The sequence below is a fragment of the Pantoea sp. SIMBA_079 genome, from assembly GCF_046940275.1.
GTDB lineage: Bacteria > Pseudomonadota > Gammaproteobacteria > Enterobacterales > Enterobacteriaceae > Pantoea > Pantoea borealis.
This window is the reverse complement of sequence record NZ_JAWRYR010000001.1, coordinates 611,758-630,907: the sequence shown is the minus strand read 5'-3', so window position 1 is coordinate 630,907 and position 19,150 is coordinate 611,758. Positions and strand designations below refer to the sequence as shown.

General features: G+C 52.9%; 17 protein-coding genes. 4 read left to right on the top strand and 13 right to left on the bottom strand.

Translation table 11 applies throughout. From position 1 onward, the window contains the following. Positions 1-8: 8 nt before the first annotated feature. From yciH to pgpB, 5 genes are all read right to left on the bottom strand, one after another. A complete protein-coding gene (gene yciH / locus SB719_RS03090) occupies positions 9-332 on the bottom strand; it encodes a stress response translation initiation inhibitor YciH (protein WP_304232953.1) in 324 nt (107 codons plus the stop codon). Next, the gene (gene pyrF / locus SB719_RS03085) at positions 332-1,039 is read right to left on the bottom strand and encodes an orotidine-5'-phosphate decarboxylase (RefSeq protein ID WP_412158872.1); all 708 of its coding nucleotides are present in this window, start codon (positions 1,037-1,039) and stop codon (positions 332-334) included. The genes yciH and pyrF overlap by 1 nt, the downstream gene beginning before the upstream one ends. Before the next feature lie 187 nt (positions 1,040-1,226). Then, entirely contained in the window at positions 1,227-2,396 is a 1,170-nt protein-coding gene (lapB, locus tag SB719_RS03080) for a lipopolysaccharide assembly protein LapB (protein WP_065649273.1), read from the bottom strand. 6 nt (positions 2,397-2,402) lie between these two features. Then, the gene (locus SB719_RS03075) at positions 2,403-2,708 is read right to left on the bottom strand and encodes a LapA family protein (protein WP_065649272.1); all 306 of its coding nucleotides are present in this window, start codon (positions 2,706-2,708) and stop codon (positions 2,403-2,405) included. 124 nt (positions 2,709-2,832) lie between these two features. Continuing rightward, positions 2,833-3,597, bottom strand: coding sequence for a phosphatidylglycerophosphatase B (pgpB, locus tag SB719_RS03070; RefSeq protein ID WP_065649271.1), 765 nt, complete (start codon positions 3,595-3,597; stop codon positions 2,833-2,835). Between the two features lie 225 nt (positions 3,598-3,822). Here pgpB and ribA point away from each other — a divergent pair, with 225 nt between their 5' ends. Then, positions 3,823-4,416, top strand: a complete 594-nt coding sequence (gene ribA, locus SB719_RS03065; RefSeq protein ID WP_039384570.1) for a GTP cyclohydrolase II — start codon at positions 3,823-3,825, stop codon at positions 4,414-4,416. Between the two features lie 31 nt (positions 4,417-4,447). On the opposite strand, the gene acnA is transcribed toward ribA, so the two are convergent. The 5 genes from acnA to sohB all read right to left on the bottom strand — a co-directional run bounded on the left by acnA (position 4,448) and on the right by sohB (position 13,749). Then, a complete protein-coding gene (acnA, locus tag SB719_RS03060) occupies positions 4,448-7,129 on the bottom strand; it encodes an aconitate hydratase AcnA (RefSeq protein WP_065649270.1) in 2,682 nt (893 codons plus the stop codon). Positions 7,130-7,735: 606 nt separating this feature from the next. After that, the gene (locus tag SB719_RS03055) at positions 7,736-7,894 is read right to left on the bottom strand and encodes a YmiA family putative membrane protein (RefSeq protein WP_075050740.1); all 159 of its coding nucleotides are present in this window, start codon (positions 7,892-7,894) and stop codon (positions 7,736-7,738) included. Between the two features lie 492 nt (positions 7,895-8,386). Next, complete coding sequence (cysB, locus tag SB719_RS03050) at positions 8,387-9,361, bottom strand: HTH-type transcriptional regulator CysB (RefSeq protein ID WP_039384577.1); 975 nt, start codon at positions 9,359-9,361, stop codon at positions 8,387-8,389. 184 nt (positions 9,362-9,545) lie between these two features. Then, on the bottom strand, positions 9,546-12,143 hold the full coding sequence (topA, locus tag SB719_RS03045) for a type I DNA topoisomerase (protein ID WP_412158871.1): 2,598 nt from the start codon (positions 12,141-12,143) through the stop codon (positions 9,546-9,548). Between the two features lie 559 nt (positions 12,144-12,702). Next, a complete protein-coding gene (gene sohB / locus SB719_RS03040) occupies positions 12,703-13,749 on the bottom strand; it encodes a protease SohB (RefSeq protein ID WP_065649267.1) in 1,047 nt (348 codons plus the stop codon). 174 nt (positions 13,750-13,923) lie between these two features. Here sohB and SB719_RS03035 point away from each other — a divergent pair, with 174 nt between their 5' ends. After that, a complete protein-coding gene (locus SB719_RS03035; RefSeq protein WP_304232935.1) occupies positions 13,924-14,688 on the top strand; it encodes a YciK family oxidoreductase in 765 nt (254 codons plus the stop codon). Continuing rightward, positions 14,685-15,272 carry a cob(I)yrinic acid a,c-diamide adenosyltransferase gene (gene cobO / locus SB719_RS03030; protein WP_412158870.1) on the top strand — a complete coding sequence of 196 codons (588 nt, stop codon included), beginning with the start codon at positions 14,685-14,687 and terminating at the stop codon, positions 15,270-15,272. The genes SB719_RS03035 and cobO overlap by 4 nt, the downstream gene beginning before the upstream one ends. A gap of 28 nt (positions 15,273-15,300) precedes the next feature. Here cobO and rluB read toward each other — a convergent pair whose 3' ends face one another. Next, positions 15,301-16,179, bottom strand: a complete 879-nt coding sequence (gene rluB, locus SB719_RS03025) for a 23S rRNA pseudouridine(2605) synthase RluB (protein ID WP_065649264.1) — start codon at positions 16,177-16,179, stop codon at positions 15,301-15,303. Positions 16,180-16,967: 788 nt separating this feature from the next. On the opposite strand from rluB, the gene SB719_RS03020 reads away from it, so the two are divergent. Continuing rightward, a complete protein-coding gene (locus SB719_RS03020; RefSeq protein ID WP_065649263.1) occupies positions 16,968-17,609 on the top strand; it encodes a hypothetical protein in 642 nt (213 codons plus the stop codon). Between the two features lie 23 nt (positions 17,610-17,632). Here SB719_RS03020 and SB719_RS03015 read toward each other — a convergent pair whose 3' ends face one another. Both SB719_RS03015 and rnm read right to left on the bottom strand, forming a co-directional pair. Then, positions 17,633-18,253, bottom strand: a complete 621-nt coding sequence (locus SB719_RS03015; protein WP_065649262.1) for an L-threonylcarbamoyladenylate synthase — start codon at positions 18,251-18,253, stop codon at positions 17,633-17,635. Between the two features lie 21 nt (positions 18,254-18,274). Then, positions 18,275-19,150, bottom strand: a complete 876-nt coding sequence (rnm, locus tag SB719_RS03010) for an RNase RNM (RefSeq protein ID WP_304232926.1) — start codon at positions 19,148-19,150, stop codon at positions 18,275-18,277.

The window sequence follows — 19,150 nt, the reverse complement described above, 5'->3', positions numbered from 1 at the left end:
CGCTTTCATTAACCGCCCGCCAGTTTAACTTTCATCCCTTTAGCTTCGAGCAGGGTTTTGAGCAGGTCGCGTTTATCACCCTGAATCTCAATCACGCCCTCTTTGACCGAACCACCGCAGCCGCACTTTTTCTTGAGTTCAGCGGCCAGGGTAGCCAGCGCGTTATCGTCCAGATCGATACCGGTGATGAGACAAACGCCCTTGCCTTTACGTCCGCTGGTCTGACGCTGAATGCGTACAATACCGTCGCCGCGCGGTCGCTGTGGCTTCTCTTCTGCCGGCGCAATACGCCCGCTGTCAGTGGAGTAAACCAGTGGATTGTCCTGGGCCATTACGCCTCCTCTAACGATGTAATGATCTGCTGCAGCGTGGCAGCCGGATCGGCTGACTGCGTAACCGGACGACCGATCACCATATAGTCAACCCCGGCCTGCTTCGCCTGCAGGGGCGTCATAATACGGCGCTGATCGCCAGCTTCGCTGCCTGCCGGACGAATACCGGGTGTGACCAGGGCAAATTCACTGCCAAATGCCTGTTTAAAGGCTACCGCTTCATGAGCTGAGCAGACAACGCCGTCCAGCCCACACTGACGGGTAAGACGCGCCAGACGTTCTGCCTGTTGTGCCGGCGTCAAAGTAATGCCCAGCCCGCGTAAATCCTCTTCATCCATGCTGGTCAGTACGGTTACAGCAATGATCAGCGGTGCATCTTTTCCAAAAGGTACCAGCGCCTCGCGGGCGGCCTGCATCATACGTGCTCCCCCGCTCGCGTGCACATTGACCATCCAGACGCCCAGTTCTGCGGCGGCAGCTACGGCATGCGCGGTGGTATTGGGGATATCATGAAATTTCAGATCAAGAAATATATCAAATCCGCGTGCCTGTAATGTCCGGACCACTGACGGACCAAACAGCGTGAACATCTCCTTGCCTACTTTAAGGCGACACTGAGCAGGGTCAATACGATCGACAAAGCGCAGTGCGTCATCCAGATTACTGTAGTCGAGCGCCACCAGAATGGGTGAAGGGGTTACAGACATAACGTTTCCTCATAAACAGGCACAGGGCAACAAACGGCCTGCATTCTACCTGCCATGCTGCGGCAGAACAATCTTATGGGCCGCCAATGCAACCTGTTAAGCTTTCCGCCGCTCTTTGGCTGACCAGAATAGAATTGCATGAAAGGCATGTTGTAACTAGTTGGCTTGTTTTTTTTAAAAATTACGGTTACTGCCCGTCAAGTCCCCTGATCGGTTTTATTGAAGACCACGCCCGGCAGGATGGACAGTGCCAGTAGAGCGCGTAGGCGGTAAAGCCGCATTTATGGCAGCGATAGCGTGGTTTGGTACGGATCTGCTCACCGACCATATCGCGCAGAACCATCAGACTCTCTTTTGCACGACCATCTTCCGCTTCATGCAGGTGAAAGTCCATCAGCCGGTGGAAAACACGCATAGTAGGATGACGCTGCAGCTGGCGATTAATATAGAGCTGCGCCGCTTCCGGACCCTGTTGCTGTTCAAGAATATCTGACAGATAGAGCTCGGCGGCGGCACCGGTATTCTCCTCGGTGCAGCGCTGCAGATAACCAGCCCAGACTTCTGGCTGTGCCAGCCGCTGATAACAGGTTTCCAGCATAGGCAGCGTTTCACTGACCAGCTCTTTATCTTGATCCAGCACCCGCTGCAGGCGCTGTGCTGCTTTCGCATACTCCCCCTGCTCCATCAGAATGCGCCCCATCATAATGGAAACGCGCGCGCTCTGATTATCGGCCGCTTCGCCTTTTTTCAGCAGCGACATGGCGCGATCGAGATCGTCACTGCTCATTGCCTGCAGCGCCAGCTCACAATAGAAGTGCGCAATTTCGCCCTTCTGCTTCTCTTTTCCCAGCTTTACCAGCTTCTCCGCAACATCAATCGCTTTCTGCCAGTCGCTGGTCGCCTGATGGATCAGTAAAAGCTGCTGGAGGGCGGCAATGCGAAAATCGGTTTCATCCGTTAGCTGACTGAACATATCCTCTGCGCGATCGTAAAGGCCTGCGGCCATATAGTCGCGGCCAAGCTGCTGAATCGCAAGAAGTCGCTGGTCGTAGGTTAATGAAGCGCTTTCCATCAGCGACTGATGGATACGTATAGCGCGGTCAACCTCACCACGTGAACGAAACAGATTGCCAAGCGTCAGATGCGCCTCAACCGTTCCGCTGTCTTCTTTCAGCATATCGAGAAACAGATCGACGGCTTTGTCCTGCTGGTTTGAAAGCAGGAAATTCACCCCGGCCACATATTCTCGTGACAGGCGGTTCGCTTCCTGTTGCTTATTCTGGTAAGCGCTGCGTCGTCCCATATACCAGCCGTAAGCCGCTGCGACCGGGAGAAGCAGAAACAACAATTCATGCATTGAACATTAATCCCGACGACCTGTGGTCGATACGGTAGTGGCTGCTGAAGCATGTTCGTTTTGCGCCTGCATACGCTTCAGTTTACGCTGAGCATGTGCCAGTGAAACGCGGATACGTAACCAGAATAGCCCGCAGATTGCCCAGCCCAGTAAAAAACCGGCGCCAAACAGCACTGCAAGCAGCGTGGAAACACGAAATTCACCCTGCGCCAGCAGATAGTTGAAGGTCACCACCTGATCATTGTGAGCACCCAGCGTCACTGAAATGATGAAAATGACCAGTACCACCAGAAAAATCAGCAAATATTTCACAATGCGTCCTGTCGTAGAGTTTCCAATAGAGTATGCCAAAAAAGCGCGTACCGTGCTGCTTTCACGTTATCAGTTAGCTGGCTTTGCGCAAGCGTAATCAGCTATATGGGGGCAGTTCAGCTGATTACAATCCATCGTCCCGCGCTTTGACTTCGCGCTGCTCGTCAGGCGGAAGCGTAAGCGGGCCGCAAAAGCGCTGTGCCAGCCAGGTAGCGACGGTCACCAGCAGCCAGGAAATAAGCGTTGCGACAATCAAATCACGCGGCCAGTGCATACCCAGCAACAGCCGGCTGCCCATAACCATAACGGCCCAGCTAAACAGCACAACCAGCGTAACCACCCGGCGCCGCGGCCAGAGCAGTCCCATTGCCAGTAGTGCCCAGCTGGCAGCAAACATAGTATGACCGGAAGGAAAAGCAAATCCCGTCTCAAATGCCCAGTGCTGCTTTAACCAGCGGGGAATTTGCGTATCACTGGCCAGCAGCGTATTAACCATCTCACCCCGCTGTTTTCGTTTCAGCTGATAAAACGCGTCGTTGCTGATGCCATGCTGCTGCTCGAGCCAGACAACATAGGGTCGCGGCTCCTGCACCTGCTCTTTGATCCATGACTTCGTGTACTGCCCGGCCAGAATGGCACCATTCATGATAATCAGCAGCAGAATAGCAGGCTTAAGGCGGAAGCGCAGACACCACAGCATCCAGGCACTCAGCACGCTACTGGTGATGATCCCCCACGGGCTGGTGACCGTTTCCGTCATCCAGAACAAAAAACGCAGCACGCCTCCGCTTTCGCCCGGCTGCCATTGCCAGCCCGAAAGCCAGACGCAGAGTGGCATCGCGATTAATAAGAAGGCACCCAGCGTCGTGCGCTGCACTATTTTCAACATACTTTGGCTTTTCCTGCGGGTTATAATGCGTTTGCTGAATAACTTTAGCTGAAAAAAGAATAACATACCTAAAGCGGCTTGGATAATCGTGCTTTATCACTACAATCTTTCTGACTGATTAGCGGGCCTGCTTGTGGATATGGCACAATAGACACAATTTTCGGGTCAGTCGGCCCGTGCGTTATCAAGATGATAGCGCATCCTCTGAAGGTTCTGGAGAATCACATGCAGCTTAAACGGGTAGCAGAAGCTAAACTGCCCACGCCATGGGGAGATTTCCTGATGGTAGGTTTTGAAGAACTGGCAACCGGCCACGATCATGTAGCGCTGGTTTACGGTGATATCAGCGATCACACGCCGGTGCTGGCGCGTGTTCACTCTGAGTGTCTGACCGGCGATGCGCTGTTCAGTCTGCGCTGCGACTGCGGCTTTCAGCTGGAAGCGGCCTTAACAGCGATTGCTGAAGAGGGTCGCGGTGTACTGCTCTATCATCGTCAGGAAGGCCGTAATATCGGTTTGCTGAATAAGATCCGCGCCTATGCGCTGCAGGATAAAGGCTACGACACCGTAGAAGCGAACCATCAGCTGGGTTTTGCCGCCGATGAGCGTGATTTCACCCTGTGTGCTGATATGTTTAAATTGCTGGGGATTGATGAAGTGCGCCTGCTGACCAATAATCCGCGCAAAGTTGAGATCCTCAGCGAAGCGGGGATCAATATTGTCGAGCGCGTGCCGCTGATCGTCGGGCGTAATCCAAAAAATGCCCATTATCTCGATACTAAAGCGGAAAAAATGGGGCATCTGCTGCCAAAATCCTGAAAGAGAAAAGCCGGGCAAGCCCGGCTTTTTTTTAGTTCAGCATATTACGGATAACATAGTGCAGTATGCCGTCATTACGGTAGTAAGTCAGTTCGGTGGCGGTATCAATACGACAACGTGCGGCAACCTGCTCCTGACGGCCGTCTGCGCGTGTCAGGGTCACATTGACCGTACAGCCAGGCGTCAGCTGCGACAGATCGGCGATATCTATCCGCTCCTCACCGGTTAACTGCAGCGTTTTACGGGTGACGTCAGTCGGAAACTCCAGCGGCAGGATCCCCATACCAATCAGGTTGGAACGATGGATACGCTCAAAGGATTCAGCGATCACTACGCGCACGCCCTGCAGGCGTGGTCCCTTAGCGGCCCAGTCGCGGCTGGAGCCTGAACCATACTCTTTCCCGGCCACCACGGCGAGCGGCACGCCCTCCTCTTTATATTTCATTGCGGCATCATAGATAGCCAGCGTCTCATTACCTGGATAGTGCCGGGTGTAGCCGCCTTCCGTACCGGGCACCATTTCATTGCGGATACGAATATTGGCAAAGGTGCCGCGCATCATCACTTCATGGTTACCGCGGCGCGAACCGTAGGAGTTGAAGTCGTTACGCTCTATGCCTTTCGCCAGCAGATAGCGTCCCGCCGGGCTCTCGGCTTTGATACTTCCTGCAGGCGAAATATGGTCAGTGGTGACTGAGTCGCCCAGCATCGCCAGAATACGGGCACCGCGGATGTCCTCAACCGGTTTTGGCGTTTTCTCCATATCATCAAAGAAAGGAGAAAGGCGGATATAGGTCGACCCTTCATCCCAGTCATAGGTTGCCGCTTCGCTGACGGAGATTTGCTGCCAGTCTGGTGTCCCGTCAAAGACTTCCGCATACTCTTTGCGGAACATACTGCTATTAACCAGCTGCACCGAGGCGGCGATCTCCTCCGGCGATGGCCAGATATCTTTGAGATACACATCTTTCCCGGTCTGATCCTGACCAATAGGGTCGCTCTGCAGGTTGATGTTCATATTGCCGGCCAGCGCATAGGCTACCACCAGCGGTGGCGAAGCCAGCCAGTTGGTTTTGATCAGCGGATGAATACGTCCTTCAAAATTACGGTTGCCGGACAGCACGGCGCCAACAGTAAGATCGCCCTCTTTAATGACGCTTTCAATCTCATCCGGCAACGGCCCCGAGTTACCGATACAGGTAGTGCAGCCATACCCTACCAGGTTGAAGCCGAGTTTATCCAGATAAGGCGTCAGGCGTGCCGTTGCCAGATAATCAGACACCACTTTTGATCCTGGTGCCAGCGAGGCTTTTACCCACGGCTGGCGCTTCAGTCCGCGCTCAACCGCTTTTTTTGCCAGCAGGCCGGCAGCCATCAGCACGCTGGGGTTTGACGTATTGGTACAGGAGGTAATTGCGGCAATCACAACCGCACCATCATCAAGCTGATGTGACTGGCGGGTTTCACTGTCGCAGTAGCTGACCGCTTTATGCGGTTTTTGCGCGTGGTTAATTTCCAGTTCATTACTGGCGGCAAACGCAGCGGGCACATCGCCCAGCGCCACCCGATCCTGCGGACGCTTGGGTCCTGCAATACTGGACTCGACGTCAGCCATATCCAGCGACAGCGTGCTGGTAAAGACGGGCTCATCGCCAGCATTACGCCATAGCCCCTGCTGTTTCGCATACGCTTCTGTCAGTTCAACCTGCTGCTCATCACGCCCGGTCAGCGTCATATAACTCAGGGTGACTTCATCAATCGGGAAGAAACCGCAGGTGGCACCATACTCAGGGGCCATATTGGCAATCGTTGCACGATCGGCCAGCGGCAGATCTGCCAGCCCGTCTCCATAGAATTCGACAAATTTGCCGACAACACCGTGCTTACGCAGCATCTGGGTCACTGTCAGCACCAGGTCAGTTGCAGTAATGCCCGGACGCAGTTTGCCGGTCAGCTTAAAGCCGACCACATCAGGGATCAGCATTGAAACTGGCTGGCCGAGCATGGCCGCTTCCGCCTCAATACCGCCGACGCCCCAGCCCAGTACGCCCAGCGCATTGATCATTGTGGTATGCGAGTCGGTACCAACCAGCGTATCGGGCCAGGCAACATGTTTGCCCTCCAGCTCTTCATGCCAGACGGCTTTGCCAAGGTACTCCAGGTTAACCTGATGACAGATGCCGGTACCGGGTGGCACAACGCGAAACCGGTTAAACGCTTTTTGTCCCCAGCGCAGGAAAACATAGCGTTCATGGTTGCGTTCCATCTCCAGCCTGACGTTTTCACCAAAGGCGTCATCGTTGCCGAAGCGATCAACAGTCACGGAGTGGTCAATAACCAGATCAACCGGGGACAAGGGATTAACTTTTGCCACATCTCCGCCAAGGCGTTCTACTGCTTCGCGCATCGCTGCCAGGTCAACCACGGCAGGTACGCCGGTAAAGTCCTGCATCAGCACACGTGCCGGACGATAGGCAATCTCCCGATCAGCATGCGCGTTGTGCTGCCAGTCTGCCAGCGCCTGAATATCGTCAAGGGTAACGGAATCACCATCCTGCCAGCGCAGCAGATTTTCCAGCAGTACCTTCATCGATTTTGGTAAGCGATCAATGTTGCCGGTATGCTGTGCGGCTTTGGCAAGACTGTAATAATGATAGGTGTGTGTCCCGACCGCCAGCGTATCCTGACTTTGCTCGCGTAATGTTAACGACATGTCTCCTCCTTTAATTCCTTTAGGCTAAACCTCAGAGAGTGCAAGGTTTAGCTTAAAGATAGACTACATTTTCCTTAACGTTTTGATAACAACACAATAGGGCACAGGGTGCCACAAACAAAAATGCCCCGACCTGAGTCGGGGCATTTCTATGAATTCGGTAATAAAGAGCGTCGGTTACATAAGAGCCCAGGCTGCCGCTGCCCAAAAGGCAAATGAGAAAGCATAAACGCTAAGCCATGAAAAAGTGGTTGTATTCATTCGTCACTCCTTCCCGGTTCTCGGGCTAAATTTTCTTTAGTCTTCAGTTATCTACTGTCGACGCTTTTTTTGCAGTGTAAAGTCAGGGGCTTTTTGCTGGCCCGCCGGAATAACCGGAAAAATCAAAGCAATATCAGATGCTAAACGTTCGTACAGCAACACTTATTTGAGTTTTGGATCCATAAAGGATTCGATAAAGCTGCGCTGCTTGTCACTCAGATCCCAGGAAGCAGGAATCGCTACAGACTGCTCAGCAGCAGGAGCTTCTTTTGCTTTGCACGCAGGTGTATTTGGCTGCCGTGCAGTTACCGGATATTTACGACTGAGTGAGTTTGCCCACATGGCTTAGCCCCATAAACGCCAAATCGTTAATGCCACCACTACCCAGAACAGTGCTGAAGCAGCGAAGACAGCCAACCAGGCCTTGCGACGGGTGTTACCGGTACGCTGAACCTTGGTGCTCTTTGCCCGGAAGTCGGGTTGTACAGTTATTCTCGTAGCCATAGTTTTTGATAATCACTCTCAACAAAACGATTGATAACAACGATTAAGATTTAGGATGAATCCTAAACTTCTTAAGTCCAAAAATCCAGTTATTTTTATTGAGCACAACGATTAACGCTATTAATCAAAGCTGCGAAAACTGATTAGCCTTATTGAAACACAGACCGCATAACTAATAAAAAAGAGCAAAAACAATTTGGGTTAAACAACAATTAGTACCAGTTTAAATTTGAGTTAAATAAAAGAACTCAGTAGCAAAGCCCTTCTTCATCAGGTGTTAACTGGAGTATGGGAATAATCCTGGCAGTGTGCAAAGTAGCGAGCCAAAAAATGTGTACTGTTTCTCAATTAATTAATAACAATGAAAAAACCTGTGATGCATGTTTTATTTACAGAAAAATGTCAGCTTTTGTTGAACTACTGATGGCGCTAAGCGGGGAGGAAACCTGAAGGTGCCCACTGGACACCCCGGTAAATTCATGATTTAGCAAATTATTTGAAAGGGAGTTTGATATCGCGAAACATCGCTTCGATGTCATCGTTGGAACGCAGAGCAACGGCGGTGTCTACCACATCACGTGTAAGGTGTGGCGCAAAACGCTGAATAAAATCATACATATAGCTGCGGAGGAAGGTACTGCGGCGGAAGCCAATTTTCGTTGTACTATTGGTGAAAATCTCTGAAGCTTCTATGCGAACCAGATCCGGATCGGCTACAGGGTCAACCGCCATACTGGCGATCACACCCACGCCTAAGCCAAGCCGCACATAAGTTTTAATAACGTCTGCATCGGTTGCGGTGAACACGATCCGCGGTGTAAGCCCTGCACGATTAAATGCAGTATCAAGCTCAGAACGTCCGGTAAATCCGAAGGTATAGGTCACCAGCGGAAAGTCGGCCAGTTCCTCTATCGTCACATTGTCTTTGCCTGCCAGCGGGTGATCGGGTGTGACTACAATCGCGCGATTCCAGTGGTAACAGGGCAGCATGATTAAATCGTCATAGAGATGCAGGGCTTCAGTCGCAATCGCAAAATCAGCATTGCCCTTCGACACTGCCTCAGCAATCTGTGTAGGCGAGCCCTGATGCATATGCAGCGACACGCGGGGATAGCGCTCTATAAACCCCTTGATTACACCCGGCAACGCATAGCGTGCCTGCGTGTGCGTGGTCGCGACATAAAGAGATCCCTTATCAGGCCAGGTATGTTCACCCGCTACGGATTTAATCGCGTCGACTTTTGATAATACTTCACGTGCTATACGGATAATCTCTTCGCCAGCCGGTGTGACCTGAGTCAGATGCTTGCCGCTGCGGGCAAATATCTGCACCCCCAGCTCATCTTCAAGCATACGGACCTGCTTACTGATACCAGGCTGTGAGGTATAGAGTCCTTCAGCGGTCGATGAGACGTTGAGATTGTGATTGACCACTTCCACGATATAGCGCAACTGCTGCAGTTTCATAGTTATATCTTCCCGTTAGCGACTAACGTGCTTTACGGCAGCCGCCCTTGATGCAGATGTGAGGAACAGAGCGAATGGAGAATAGAAAAACTATAACAACTATATCAGTTTCTAAGGAAATAAAGAACGTTAGGTTATAAGGCGGGGAAAGTAAACGGGGCTGACAGATGCCAGCCCCGGAGAGTTATTTTTTCGCTTCCTGCCATTTGCCGTCAATATAGAACATCGACCAGCCAGTCGCTTTACCCTCTTTTTCAGACGAAACGTACTGCTGTTTTGTCTTACGGCTAAAACGTACCAGGGTTTTATTTCCTTCCGGATCGGCTGCTGGCGCCTCGGCCAGATATTTAAGCTTTTCCGGCAGACGGTCAGCAAAGCGCTTCAGCTCTTCCACCAGCGGTGCCCGGGTCTCACGCGATTTCGGGAAGGTGTTGGCCGCAAGGAATACGCCAGCCGCGCCGTCACGCAGCACAAAATAGGCATCTGATTTTTCACAGGGAAGCTCAGGCAGCGGCACCGGATCCTCTTTCGGCGGCGCAACTTCGCCGTTGCGCAGGATCTTACGGGTGTTTTTACACTCTTCGTTGGTGCACGCCATGTATTTACCAAAGCGTCCCATCTTCAGGTGCATCTCCGACCCGCACTTCTCGCACTCTACGATAGGGCCGTCATACCCCTTAATGCGGAACTCGCCCTGCTCAATTTCATAACCATCGCACTCTGGATTATTACCACAGACGTGAAGCTTGCGGCTGTTATCAATCAGATAGCTATCCATTGCAGTGCCGCACTTAACGCAGCGGCGGCGGGCACGTAACGCGTTGGTTTCAGCGTCGTCACCCTCCAGTACGTTCAGTACTTCATTTTCCGGGATCAGATTGATAGTTTGCTTGCAGCGCTCTTTTGGCGGCAGGGCGTATCCCGAACAGCCGAGGAATACGCCAGTGCTGGCCGTACGAATGCCCATCTTACGACCACAGGTCGGGCAGTCGATTGATGTCAGCACCATCTGATTCGGCTGCATGCCGCCCTCTTCCGGATCTTTTTCAGCCTGCTCAAGCTGCTGGCTGAAATCACTGAAGAAGGAGTCGAGTACGCCTTTCCACTGCGCCTGATTGTTAGCCACCTGATCGAGGCTATTTTCCATATGCGCGGTAAAGTCGTAATTCATCAGCTCGCGGAAATTCTCTTCCAGCCGATCGGTGACGATTTCGCCCATCTTCTCAGCGTAGAAACGGCGGTTTTCAACGCGCACATAGCCACGATCCTGAATAGTGGAAATAATAGACGCGTAGGTTGACGGACGACCAATACCGCGTTTCTCCAGCTCACGCACCAGCGAAGCTTCGCTGAATCGCGCCGGAGGCTTGGTGAAGTGCTGGCTCGGCTGCAGTGCGGTTAAATCAAGAATTTCCCCTACCGCTACGGGTGGCAGCGTTCTGTCTTCATCGTTTTTACGCAGCGCCGGCATAACGCGCGTCCAGCCATCAAAACGCAGCGTGCGGCCTTTTGCCTTGAGCCTGAATTCAGCTGCCCCTACGGTAAGCGTGGTGGAGTCATATTTAGCCGGAACCATCTGGCACGCCACAAACTGGCGCCAGATGAGCTGATAAAGCTTTTGCGCGTCCGCTTCCATATCTTTCAGCTGCTCAGCGCTGACGTTGACATCTGACGGACGGATCGCTTCGTGCGCTTCCTGCGAATTATCTTTGCTGGTGTAAGTCACCGGCGCATCCGGCAGGTATTTTTTGCCGAACTCACTGGCGACATAGTCGCGCGCCATTGCCACCGCATCCTGACTCAGATTCGTGGAGTCAGTACGCATGTAGGTAATGTGACCCGCTTCATACAGCCGCTGCGCCATCATCATGGTTTTCTTCACACCAAATCCAAGGCGTGTGCTCGCAGCCTGCTGCAGCGTTGAGGTAATAAATGGTGCAGAAGGTTTACTGCTGGTCGGTTTGTCTTCGCGATCCAGCACTTCATAACGCGCTTTTTCCAGTATCGCGACCGCTGCGTGCGTCTGCTCGCGGTTAACCGGACGAAACGCTTTGTCACTATGATGCGTCACCTGCATCGCCAGCGCATCACCTTTTGGCGTAGCAAAATCGGCGTTGATCTCCCAGTACTCTTCCGGCACAAACGCTTTAATTTCGCGCTCGCGCTCAACAACCAGGCGAACCGCTACTGACTGAACGCGTCCGGCAGAGAGACCACGGGCGATCTTTTTCCACAGCAGAGGCGACACCATATACCCCACAACGCGATCCATAAAACGACGCGCCTGCTGGGCATTGACCCGCTCAATATTCAGTTCGCCCGGCTTTTCAAACGCCTGGCGAATCGCATTTTTGGTGATTTCATTAAACACCACCCGGCTGAAACGCTTGTCGTCGCCGCCAATGACTTCACGCAGATGCCAGGCGATGGCTTCCCCTTCGCGGTCAAGGTCGGTTGCGAGATAGATATGATCGGCATCAGCGGCCAGGCTTTTGAGCTCAGAGACAACTTTCTCTTTGCCCGGCAGGATTTGATAATCAGCTTCCCAGCCGTGCCACGGATCAACACCCATTCGGTTGACCAGCGCCGCCTTTTCATCTTTTTTTACTTTTTTACCGGTTTTTGCCTTCTCACCGTCAGTACTTTTACGGGTCGTTGAACCACTGGTCGGCAAATCGCGGATATGACCGACACTGGATTTCACCACGTAGTCATTACCGAGGTATTTATTGATTGTTTTGGCCTTTGCCGGGGACTCAACGATAACGAGTGCTTTACCCATATGTACCTTTACCTGATTAAAACGTCCTGATAAACGGGAGAGGATTAATGCCCCAAAACCCAGTGGGTTTAATATTGCTGCCAGCTCTCTATTTTTCAAGCTGGCGGGGACTGACCACTATTCAGTTTAAAACGGTGTGCGCAACCTCATGATTAACTACACTTTTTCCGTCTGACATCATCACACATCCTGGTGTGAACTCCCTGAAAGCTGAATCGCCCACACTCTACCTGATAAAATCTGATACGCAACTTAAATAGCACTCTGTTTAATTTTGCGCCAGTTGCAGCAGGGCGCGCGGATAAGCAGCGGCAGAATGGGAGGTAATATAGAAGGAGAAAATGCACTGTCAAAAAAAGTTGGATAAATCTCAACAAAAATGGAATTCATTTCACAACCGGCTGAGATAAATGTTGCGTCACTCTCTCAGCAAGTTGCGCCGTGACTTTTATCACGCAGCGTAACCGGATACGGCGGCTTTTGTCCGGACAGATCCGGCGCGCCTGTCAGGCCCTGCAAGCGCTAAGCATAAAAAAACCCGGCCGAAGCCGGGTAGCTGTTACAGCAGAGGCTTTTCGCCGCGCTGCCAGAGTTTCAGCAATAGCCGTTCCGCCGCCAGGCTGGCGCTGCCGGTAAAACGATCCATCATCTTTTTCTTGCGAGCATACTGTACGCCCAGTACGGTGAAGCGCTCCATATGCCGGATGATCAACGCGTCGCTGGTGCCGATTTCATCAATCAGGCCCAGCTCAAGCGCCTGCTGTCCATACCAGTGTTCGCCGGTCGCCACCTGGTTCATATCCAGTGACGGACGCATCTGCTGCACAAAGCCTTTAAACAGCTGATGTGTTTCATCAAGATCGTGCTGAAACTTCTCCCGTCCCTCTTCGGTGTTTTCACCAAACAGCGTCAGGGTGCGTTTATACTGGCCTGCAGTGTGCAGTTCCACATCAATATCATTGCGCTTCAGCAGCCGGTTAAAATTGGGGATCTGCGCCACAACGCCGATTGAACCGATAATGGAAAACGGTGCAGCGACAATGCGATCTGCCACACAGGCCATCATATATCCGCCACTGGCGGCCACTTTATCTACTGCGGCGGTCAGGCGCAGACCCGCGTCGCGCAGGCGCTGCAGCTGCGACGCTGCCAGACCGTAACCATGCACAACCCCGCCCGGGCTTTCAAGCCGCAGCAGCACTTCATCGCCCGGCTGCGCTACGGCCAGCACAGCTGACACTTCTTCACGCAGCGAGGCAACTTCACCCGCGTCCATGCTGCCTTTAAAGCCAAGCACATACAGTACCGGCTTTGCGGTTTCCGTGACGCCGTTTTTCGCGTTGCGCTTCTCTGTCTTCGCTTTCAGCTTCTCTTCTTTTTTATGCTGTTTCAGCCAGACTTTTTGTACCTGTGGCTTCATTTTAGCGAGCTGCAGATCCTCTTTCATCTGACGATACTCATCATCCAGATGCGTTACCTGCAGCTGTCCTGCATGATGACGTTTGCGCAGCGCAGCATTCAGTATGATAAACACTACGGCCGCAATGGCGATCACTACCGTGACAGCCTTGGCCAGAAATAGCCCATAGCTGGAGAAAAAATCCATTCTGCCGCCTTATTAAACAGTGAATTACAATTAACAGCTGAGTGTAACTGCTTTAAGCCGGTTCGTCGCCTGAAAAGCCCGCAGGCGGCACAGAATGCTCCTCCGGAGCATTGCACCGGCAGGCGAATTCAGGCATAAAGCCAGAAACCCTGCTACTGATAAAAGGAGATTGCTGTGCACTATCAGCCTAAAAGCGATCTACTCGAAAACCACATTATTCTGGTCACCGGCGCATCAGACGGGATTGGCCGTGAAGCGGCGCTGACTTATGCGCGCTATGGTGCCCGCGTTATTCTGCTTGGACGTAACGCCGTTACTCTGCAGCAGACAGAAGCAGCGATTAACCAGCTTAACAAGCAGCCCGCCAGCTCACTGCTGCTGGATCTCGCTACCGCCACGCCTGAATCATGCCTGCAGCTGGCCGCGCAGATTGCTGAAAACGTACCGCGCCTGGATGGCGTACTGCATAACGCCGGGATTCTGGGTGACATCGTCCCGCTGGCCGGGCTTGATCCGGCAATCTGGCGCGATGTGATGCAGATTAACCTTGATGCCACCTTTTATCTGACGCAGGCTCTCTTACCGCTGCTGCTGAAATCAGAGGCGGGATCGCTGGTATTCACCACGTCCAGCGTAGGCCGTACCGGGCGCGCCGGCTGGGGTGCCTATGCCGTCTCTAAATTTGCCACTGAAGGCATGATGCAGGTGCTCGCCGATGAGTATAAAAATCATACTCTGCGCGTAAACTGCATCAATCCTGGCGGTACGCGTACAAAAATGCGTGCCAGCGCGTTTCCGGAGGAGGATGCAAATCTGCTGAAAACCCCTGCCGATCTAATGCCGCTTTATCTCTACCTGATGGGTGATGATAGCCGGCGTAAAACAGGTATGAGCTTCGATGCCCAGCCCGGACGCAAAGCGGGCCCGGCCAGCGCATGAGCGATCGTCATCAGCAACGTCAGCAGCGTCTGAAAGAACAGGTGGATGCACGCATTGCCGCTGCGACTGAAAATCGCGGTATTGTTATGGTGTTTACCGGTAACGGTAAGGGAAAAACCACGGCGGCGTTTGGTACGGCGCTGCGCGCCTGCGGCCACGGTAAAAAAGTGGCGGTGGTACAGTTTATCAAAGGCGAGTGGCCCAACGGCGAGCGTAATTTACTGGAACAGCACGGCGTGGAATTTCAGGTCATGGCCACCGGATTTACCTGGGAGACACAGAGCCGCAGCACGGATACGATCGCCTGTCAGCAGGTCTGGCAGCAGGCACAACGCATGCTGGCTGATAGCCATATCGACCTGGTGATCCTCGATGAAATAACCTATATGGTGAGCATGGATTATCTGGAGCTGGAGGCGCTGGCTACCGCTCTGCAACAGCGCCCACGTTCGCAAAGCGTGATTATTACCGGACGCGGCTGTCACCGGCGCTTGCTGGAGCTGGCAGATACCGTTACTGAGATGCGCCCGGTGAAACATGCCTTTGATGCCGGCATCCAGGCGCAACAGGGAATTGACTGGTAGCCGCTGCCAGAGCAGCGGCACACAGACATCAGGCGCCGCGTTTGCTGCTGCTGCGGCGCTGATTGGTGTTGCCGGCGCTGCTGTGACGCTTCACTGCGCGGCGGATCTGGTTCGCTTTTGTGCGACGACGATCTTTCTCAACGGCAACTTTAGTGACGGTCTCTTCCGGCATTCCCACCAGCTTACGCAGATAGTTTACCGCAGGCAGCTCCATCTCCATCCAGCCGCCGCGTGGCAGGCCTTTTGGCAGCTGAATGTCGCCATAACGTACGCGCATCAGGCGGCTAACCTGAACGCCGACCGCTTCCCACAAACGACGCACTTCGCGATTGCGTCCTTCTGTAAGGGTAACGTTGTACCACTGGTTGATCCCTTCACCACCAGCAAACTTAATGGTTTTAAAGGCCGCCGGACCATCTTCCAGCTGCACGCCTTTGCTCAGCAGACGCACTTTATCGTCACCTACTTCGCCAAAAACGCGCACCGCATATTCACGTTCAACTTCGCGACTTGGATGCATCAGACGGTTAGCCAGTTCACCATCCGTTGTGAACAGCAGCAGACCGCAGGTGTTAACATCCAGGCGACCGACTGCCACCCAGCGCGATCCGCGCAGGCGCGGCAGACGGTCAAACACGGTCGGGCGCCCTTCCGGATCGTTACGGGTGCAGAGCTCCCCTTCCGGCTTGTAATAGGCCAGCACGCGGCACACTTCCGTAGTGGACTCGGCAATAGAGACCAGGTGACCATCAATACGGATTTTCAGGCTTTTGTCATTTTCAATGCGATCGCCCAGCGTGGCCAGTTTGCCATCTACGCTGACGCGTCCGGCGGAAATCATCGTTTCGATTTCGCGGCGCGAGCCGTGACCGGCACGCGCTAATACTTTCTGTAATTTTTCGCTCATGGAGCTGCCTCGTTGTCGCCTTCCCAGGCGTCGTGGTAAGAATGGGTATGACAGCGGGATTACCACGTCCTCTGTCAGAAACTGTTAACGTTGCGCATCAATCAGACCGGATGCAAACGGCCTGCGATTTTACACCAGCTAAGGTTTTGTTAACACCTTTAACTTTGCTGCCGATAATAGCTGGCTGGCGATCGGCCGGTGTTCTCTGACTCTGCCTCTTTTGCATGCACGCCATTACGCGTGTTTATCCCTGACAACATCCTATTTGCAACCAGGTCAATGACCTGGCTGTGACAAAACGTTCATCATATTTATGCCCGCCCCCCTGATTTGCGCATTTTTTTTTAACCGCGGGATAAAACAGATCGGTTCAGACCCCAACACTCCGGTAAAATTCTGCCTTCTATTATCAGAAAGCTACAATTGCCCGCCCATTTGACTTAAAACGAGATTTCGCCTCCACCTGTCTGGGTTGCGCGCATAATTCGCGCTACAGGTTGGTTTAAGGCTCTATATTCTGTTTTATTACCATTTATTAGCGCACTGAATTTGTACATAAATAAAAGCGGTGTAGAATAAATCAGCAGGTTAAATTTACGTTCACCAAAAATTATTAATTAAGCCTGAACTAATTTATAACAAAATATTAACGTAAGTCTTCATAATGGGTGTTTGAATGGACAATGCTCCATTTTATATGCCCGTATATGCTGACATCATAAAGTCATTAGCGTGTCTGCTCTCCTCACCAGGGATGTTTATGACACGCATTAAAGAAGATCGTAACAATGAAAATAACCGTACTGTGTCCGGCGCTGCTCGCGCTGGCGTTGACCGGTTGTTCCGTTGGACAGACTGAATACAGCAAAGCGGCGCTTGAGCATGTTGATATGAGCGTGACAGGAGTGCCGACAGTGCTGGGTTTAGGTGTTCTCGGTACAACCATTCCCCTTACACCCGAGTACAGCCTGACAGCGGCGCACGTTGCTAAAACTTCTGTGCAGCGCGTTAAGGCCTATCATCCTTATTGCGACGTCGCGATTATTTATCACAAAAATAATCCTGATACGCTGGCCAGGTTTCGCACCAGCGCGCCCGGAGAAGCGATTAAAATGTATGGCTATAGTTTTATTTCTGCCATGCCGGTTGAATCGAGCGGCGTTAATTTAGCACGCACGGCTATCATTAATCGATGGAATAAAAAACCCTGCATGGCAATGGCCTCGAATGCAGGAGTGACGCAGGGAATGTCAGGCGGTGCGGTATATAATAATGATGAAACTATTGCCGGCGTGATCGTGGGGTACAGCCATGAAATTGCTAACAGACGCAGTAAAAAAGTCATTCTTAAAGATGTGTCGCTCTATATACCCTATGGCGACTTTAAGCGCTGGCTGGATCGTAATCTCAGCCAGGCGCCGATCACGTAACGGCGCCTGGCACAGCCTGCCCGTTAACTAAACGGCCGCGTATCTCCGGCACCTGCGCGAACCACTACCGGCGTGTCGTCCGTCAGATCAACAACCGTAGTAGGTTGCTGTCCCAGTGTGCCGCCATCAAGGATGAGATCCACCAGTTTGCCGATGCTGTGCTGGATCTCTTCCGGATCGGATTCCGTAAAGTCATTACCGGGCAACATCAGTGAGGTAGACATCATCGGCTCATTCAGTCGCTCAAGCAGCGCCAGCGCAACCGGATTAGACGGCACGCGCAGCCCGATGGTTTTCCGTTTGTCATTCATCAGGCGCCGCGGCACTTCTTTTGTCGCCTTGAGAATAAAAGTGTAATTACCCGGCGTGTTGTTTTTCAGAATACGAAAAGCTGTGTTGTCGACCTGAGAGTAAACCGAAAGCTCTGAGAGGTCGCGACACATCAGCGTAAAGTTGTGATTGCCATCCAGTTGCCGGATCCGGCAGATACGTTCCATCGCGTTTTTCTCTTCCAGCCGGCACCCCAGCGCATAGCCGGAGTCGGTGGGATAGACAATGACGCTGCCTTTATTGAGATAATCCACCGCCTGATTGATCAGGCGCGGCTGCGGGTTATCAGGATGAATGTGAAAACGTTGACTCATAAAAACCTCTTGTCATCTGTCTCAGGCAGTTAAAGCAGGGGCCAGAGCAGGAAAGCGCTCCCACACTGGTTCAACGCCACCCGGCAGCCAGAGTTTACGCCCCAGCTCGATCCAGGGACAGGGTTGGTGAAAATCGGAACCCTGTGATGCAGCCAGTTGATTATCGCGCGCATAGCCTGCCAGCTGGGTGCGCTCGTTCGGCGGCTGCTGACACTGTGCCACCTCAATTGCGTCGCCCCCCGCTTGTGCGAAAAAGGCAATCAGCCGCTTCAGCCATTTTGCCGACAGGCCGTAGCGACCCGGATGCGCCAGCACCGCTACGCCGCCGGAATGATGAATGGCTTCAATAGCTTGTTCAATTGTACACCATTGTGGCGGCACGTAGCCGGTTTTGCCACGCGCCAGATAGTGTTTGAATACCTGCGCCATATTCTCAGCTTTACCCTGTTCAATCAGATAACGGGCGAAGTGACCGCGCGTAATGACGCCCCCCTGTGCCAGCCGCTGTGCGCCTGCCAGTGCGTCGGGGATCCGCGCCCGCTCCAGCCGTTCAGCAATCTGCAGCGCACGCGCGTAACGGCACTGATGCTGCTCTATCAGAAAGGCCTGCAGTGCCGGGTGATCGCAATCGATGTTCAGGCCCACGATATGAATCTCGTGATTTTCCCACAGGGTGGACGCTTCCAGCCCGGCCAGCACTTTTATCGGCAGTTTCTGCTCCTGTGCAAACGCCTGCGCCTCAGCAACGCCTGCGACCGTATCGTGATCGGTAATGGCCAGCACGCCAATTTGCTTTTCAGCCGCGCGCTGGACCAGGGCTGCTGGCGTCAGCAATCCATCGGAGGCGCGGGTATGACTGTGGAGATCGTAAAGAGAAAAACGGCTGATATCAGACAA

Coding starts and splice junctions, on each gene's coding strand:
- SB719_RS03015 (WP_065649262.1), bottom strand. CDS start 18,253: ATGAGTCAACGTTTTCACATTCATCCTGATAACCCGCAGCCGCGCCTG.
- cysB (WP_039384577.1), bottom strand. CDS start 9,361: ATGAAACTGCAGCAGTTGCGCTATATCGTGGAAGTGGTCAATCACAAT.
- SB719_RS03055 (WP_075050740.1), bottom strand. CDS start 7,894: ATGGCTACGAGAATAACTGTACAACCCGACTTCCGGGCAAAGAGCACC.
- pyrF (WP_412158872.1), bottom strand. CDS start 1,039: ATGTCTGTAACCCCTTCACCCATTCTGGTGGCGCTCGACTACAGTAAT.
- topA (WP_412158871.1), bottom strand. CDS start 12,143: ATGGGTAAAGCACTCGTTATCGTTGAGTCCCCGGCAAAGGCCAAAACA.
- SB719_RS03020 (WP_065649263.1), top strand. CDS start 16,968: ATGAAAATAACCGTACTGTGTCCGGCGCTGCTCGCGCTGGCGTTGACC.
- acnA (WP_065649270.1), bottom strand. CDS start 7,129: ATGTCGTTAACATTACGCGAGCAAAGTCAGGATACGCTGGCGGTCGGG.
- yciH (WP_304232953.1), bottom strand. CDS start 332: ATGGCCCAGGACAATCCACTGGTTTACTCCACTGACAGCGGGCGTATT.
- rluB (WP_065649264.1), bottom strand. CDS start 16,179: ATGAGCGAAAAATTACAGAAAGTATTAGCGCGTGCCGGTCACGGCTCG.
- ribA (WP_039384570.1), top strand. CDS start 3,823: ATGCAGCTTAAACGGGTAGCAGAAGCTAAACTGCCCACGCCATGGGGA.
- cobO (WP_412158870.1), top strand. CDS start 14,685: ATGAGCGATCGTCATCAGCAACGTCAGCAGCGTCTGAAAGAACAGGTG.
- pgpB (WP_065649271.1), bottom strand. CDS start 3,597: ATGTTGAAAATAGTGCAGCGCACGACGCTGGGTGCCTTCTTATTAATC.
- sohB (WP_065649267.1), bottom strand. CDS start 13,749: ATGGATTTTTTCTCCAGCTATGGGCTATTTCTGGCCAAGGCTGTCACG.
- lapB (WP_065649273.1), bottom strand. CDS start 2,396: ATGCATGAATTGTTGTTTCTGCTTCTCCCGGTCGCAGCGGCTTACGGC.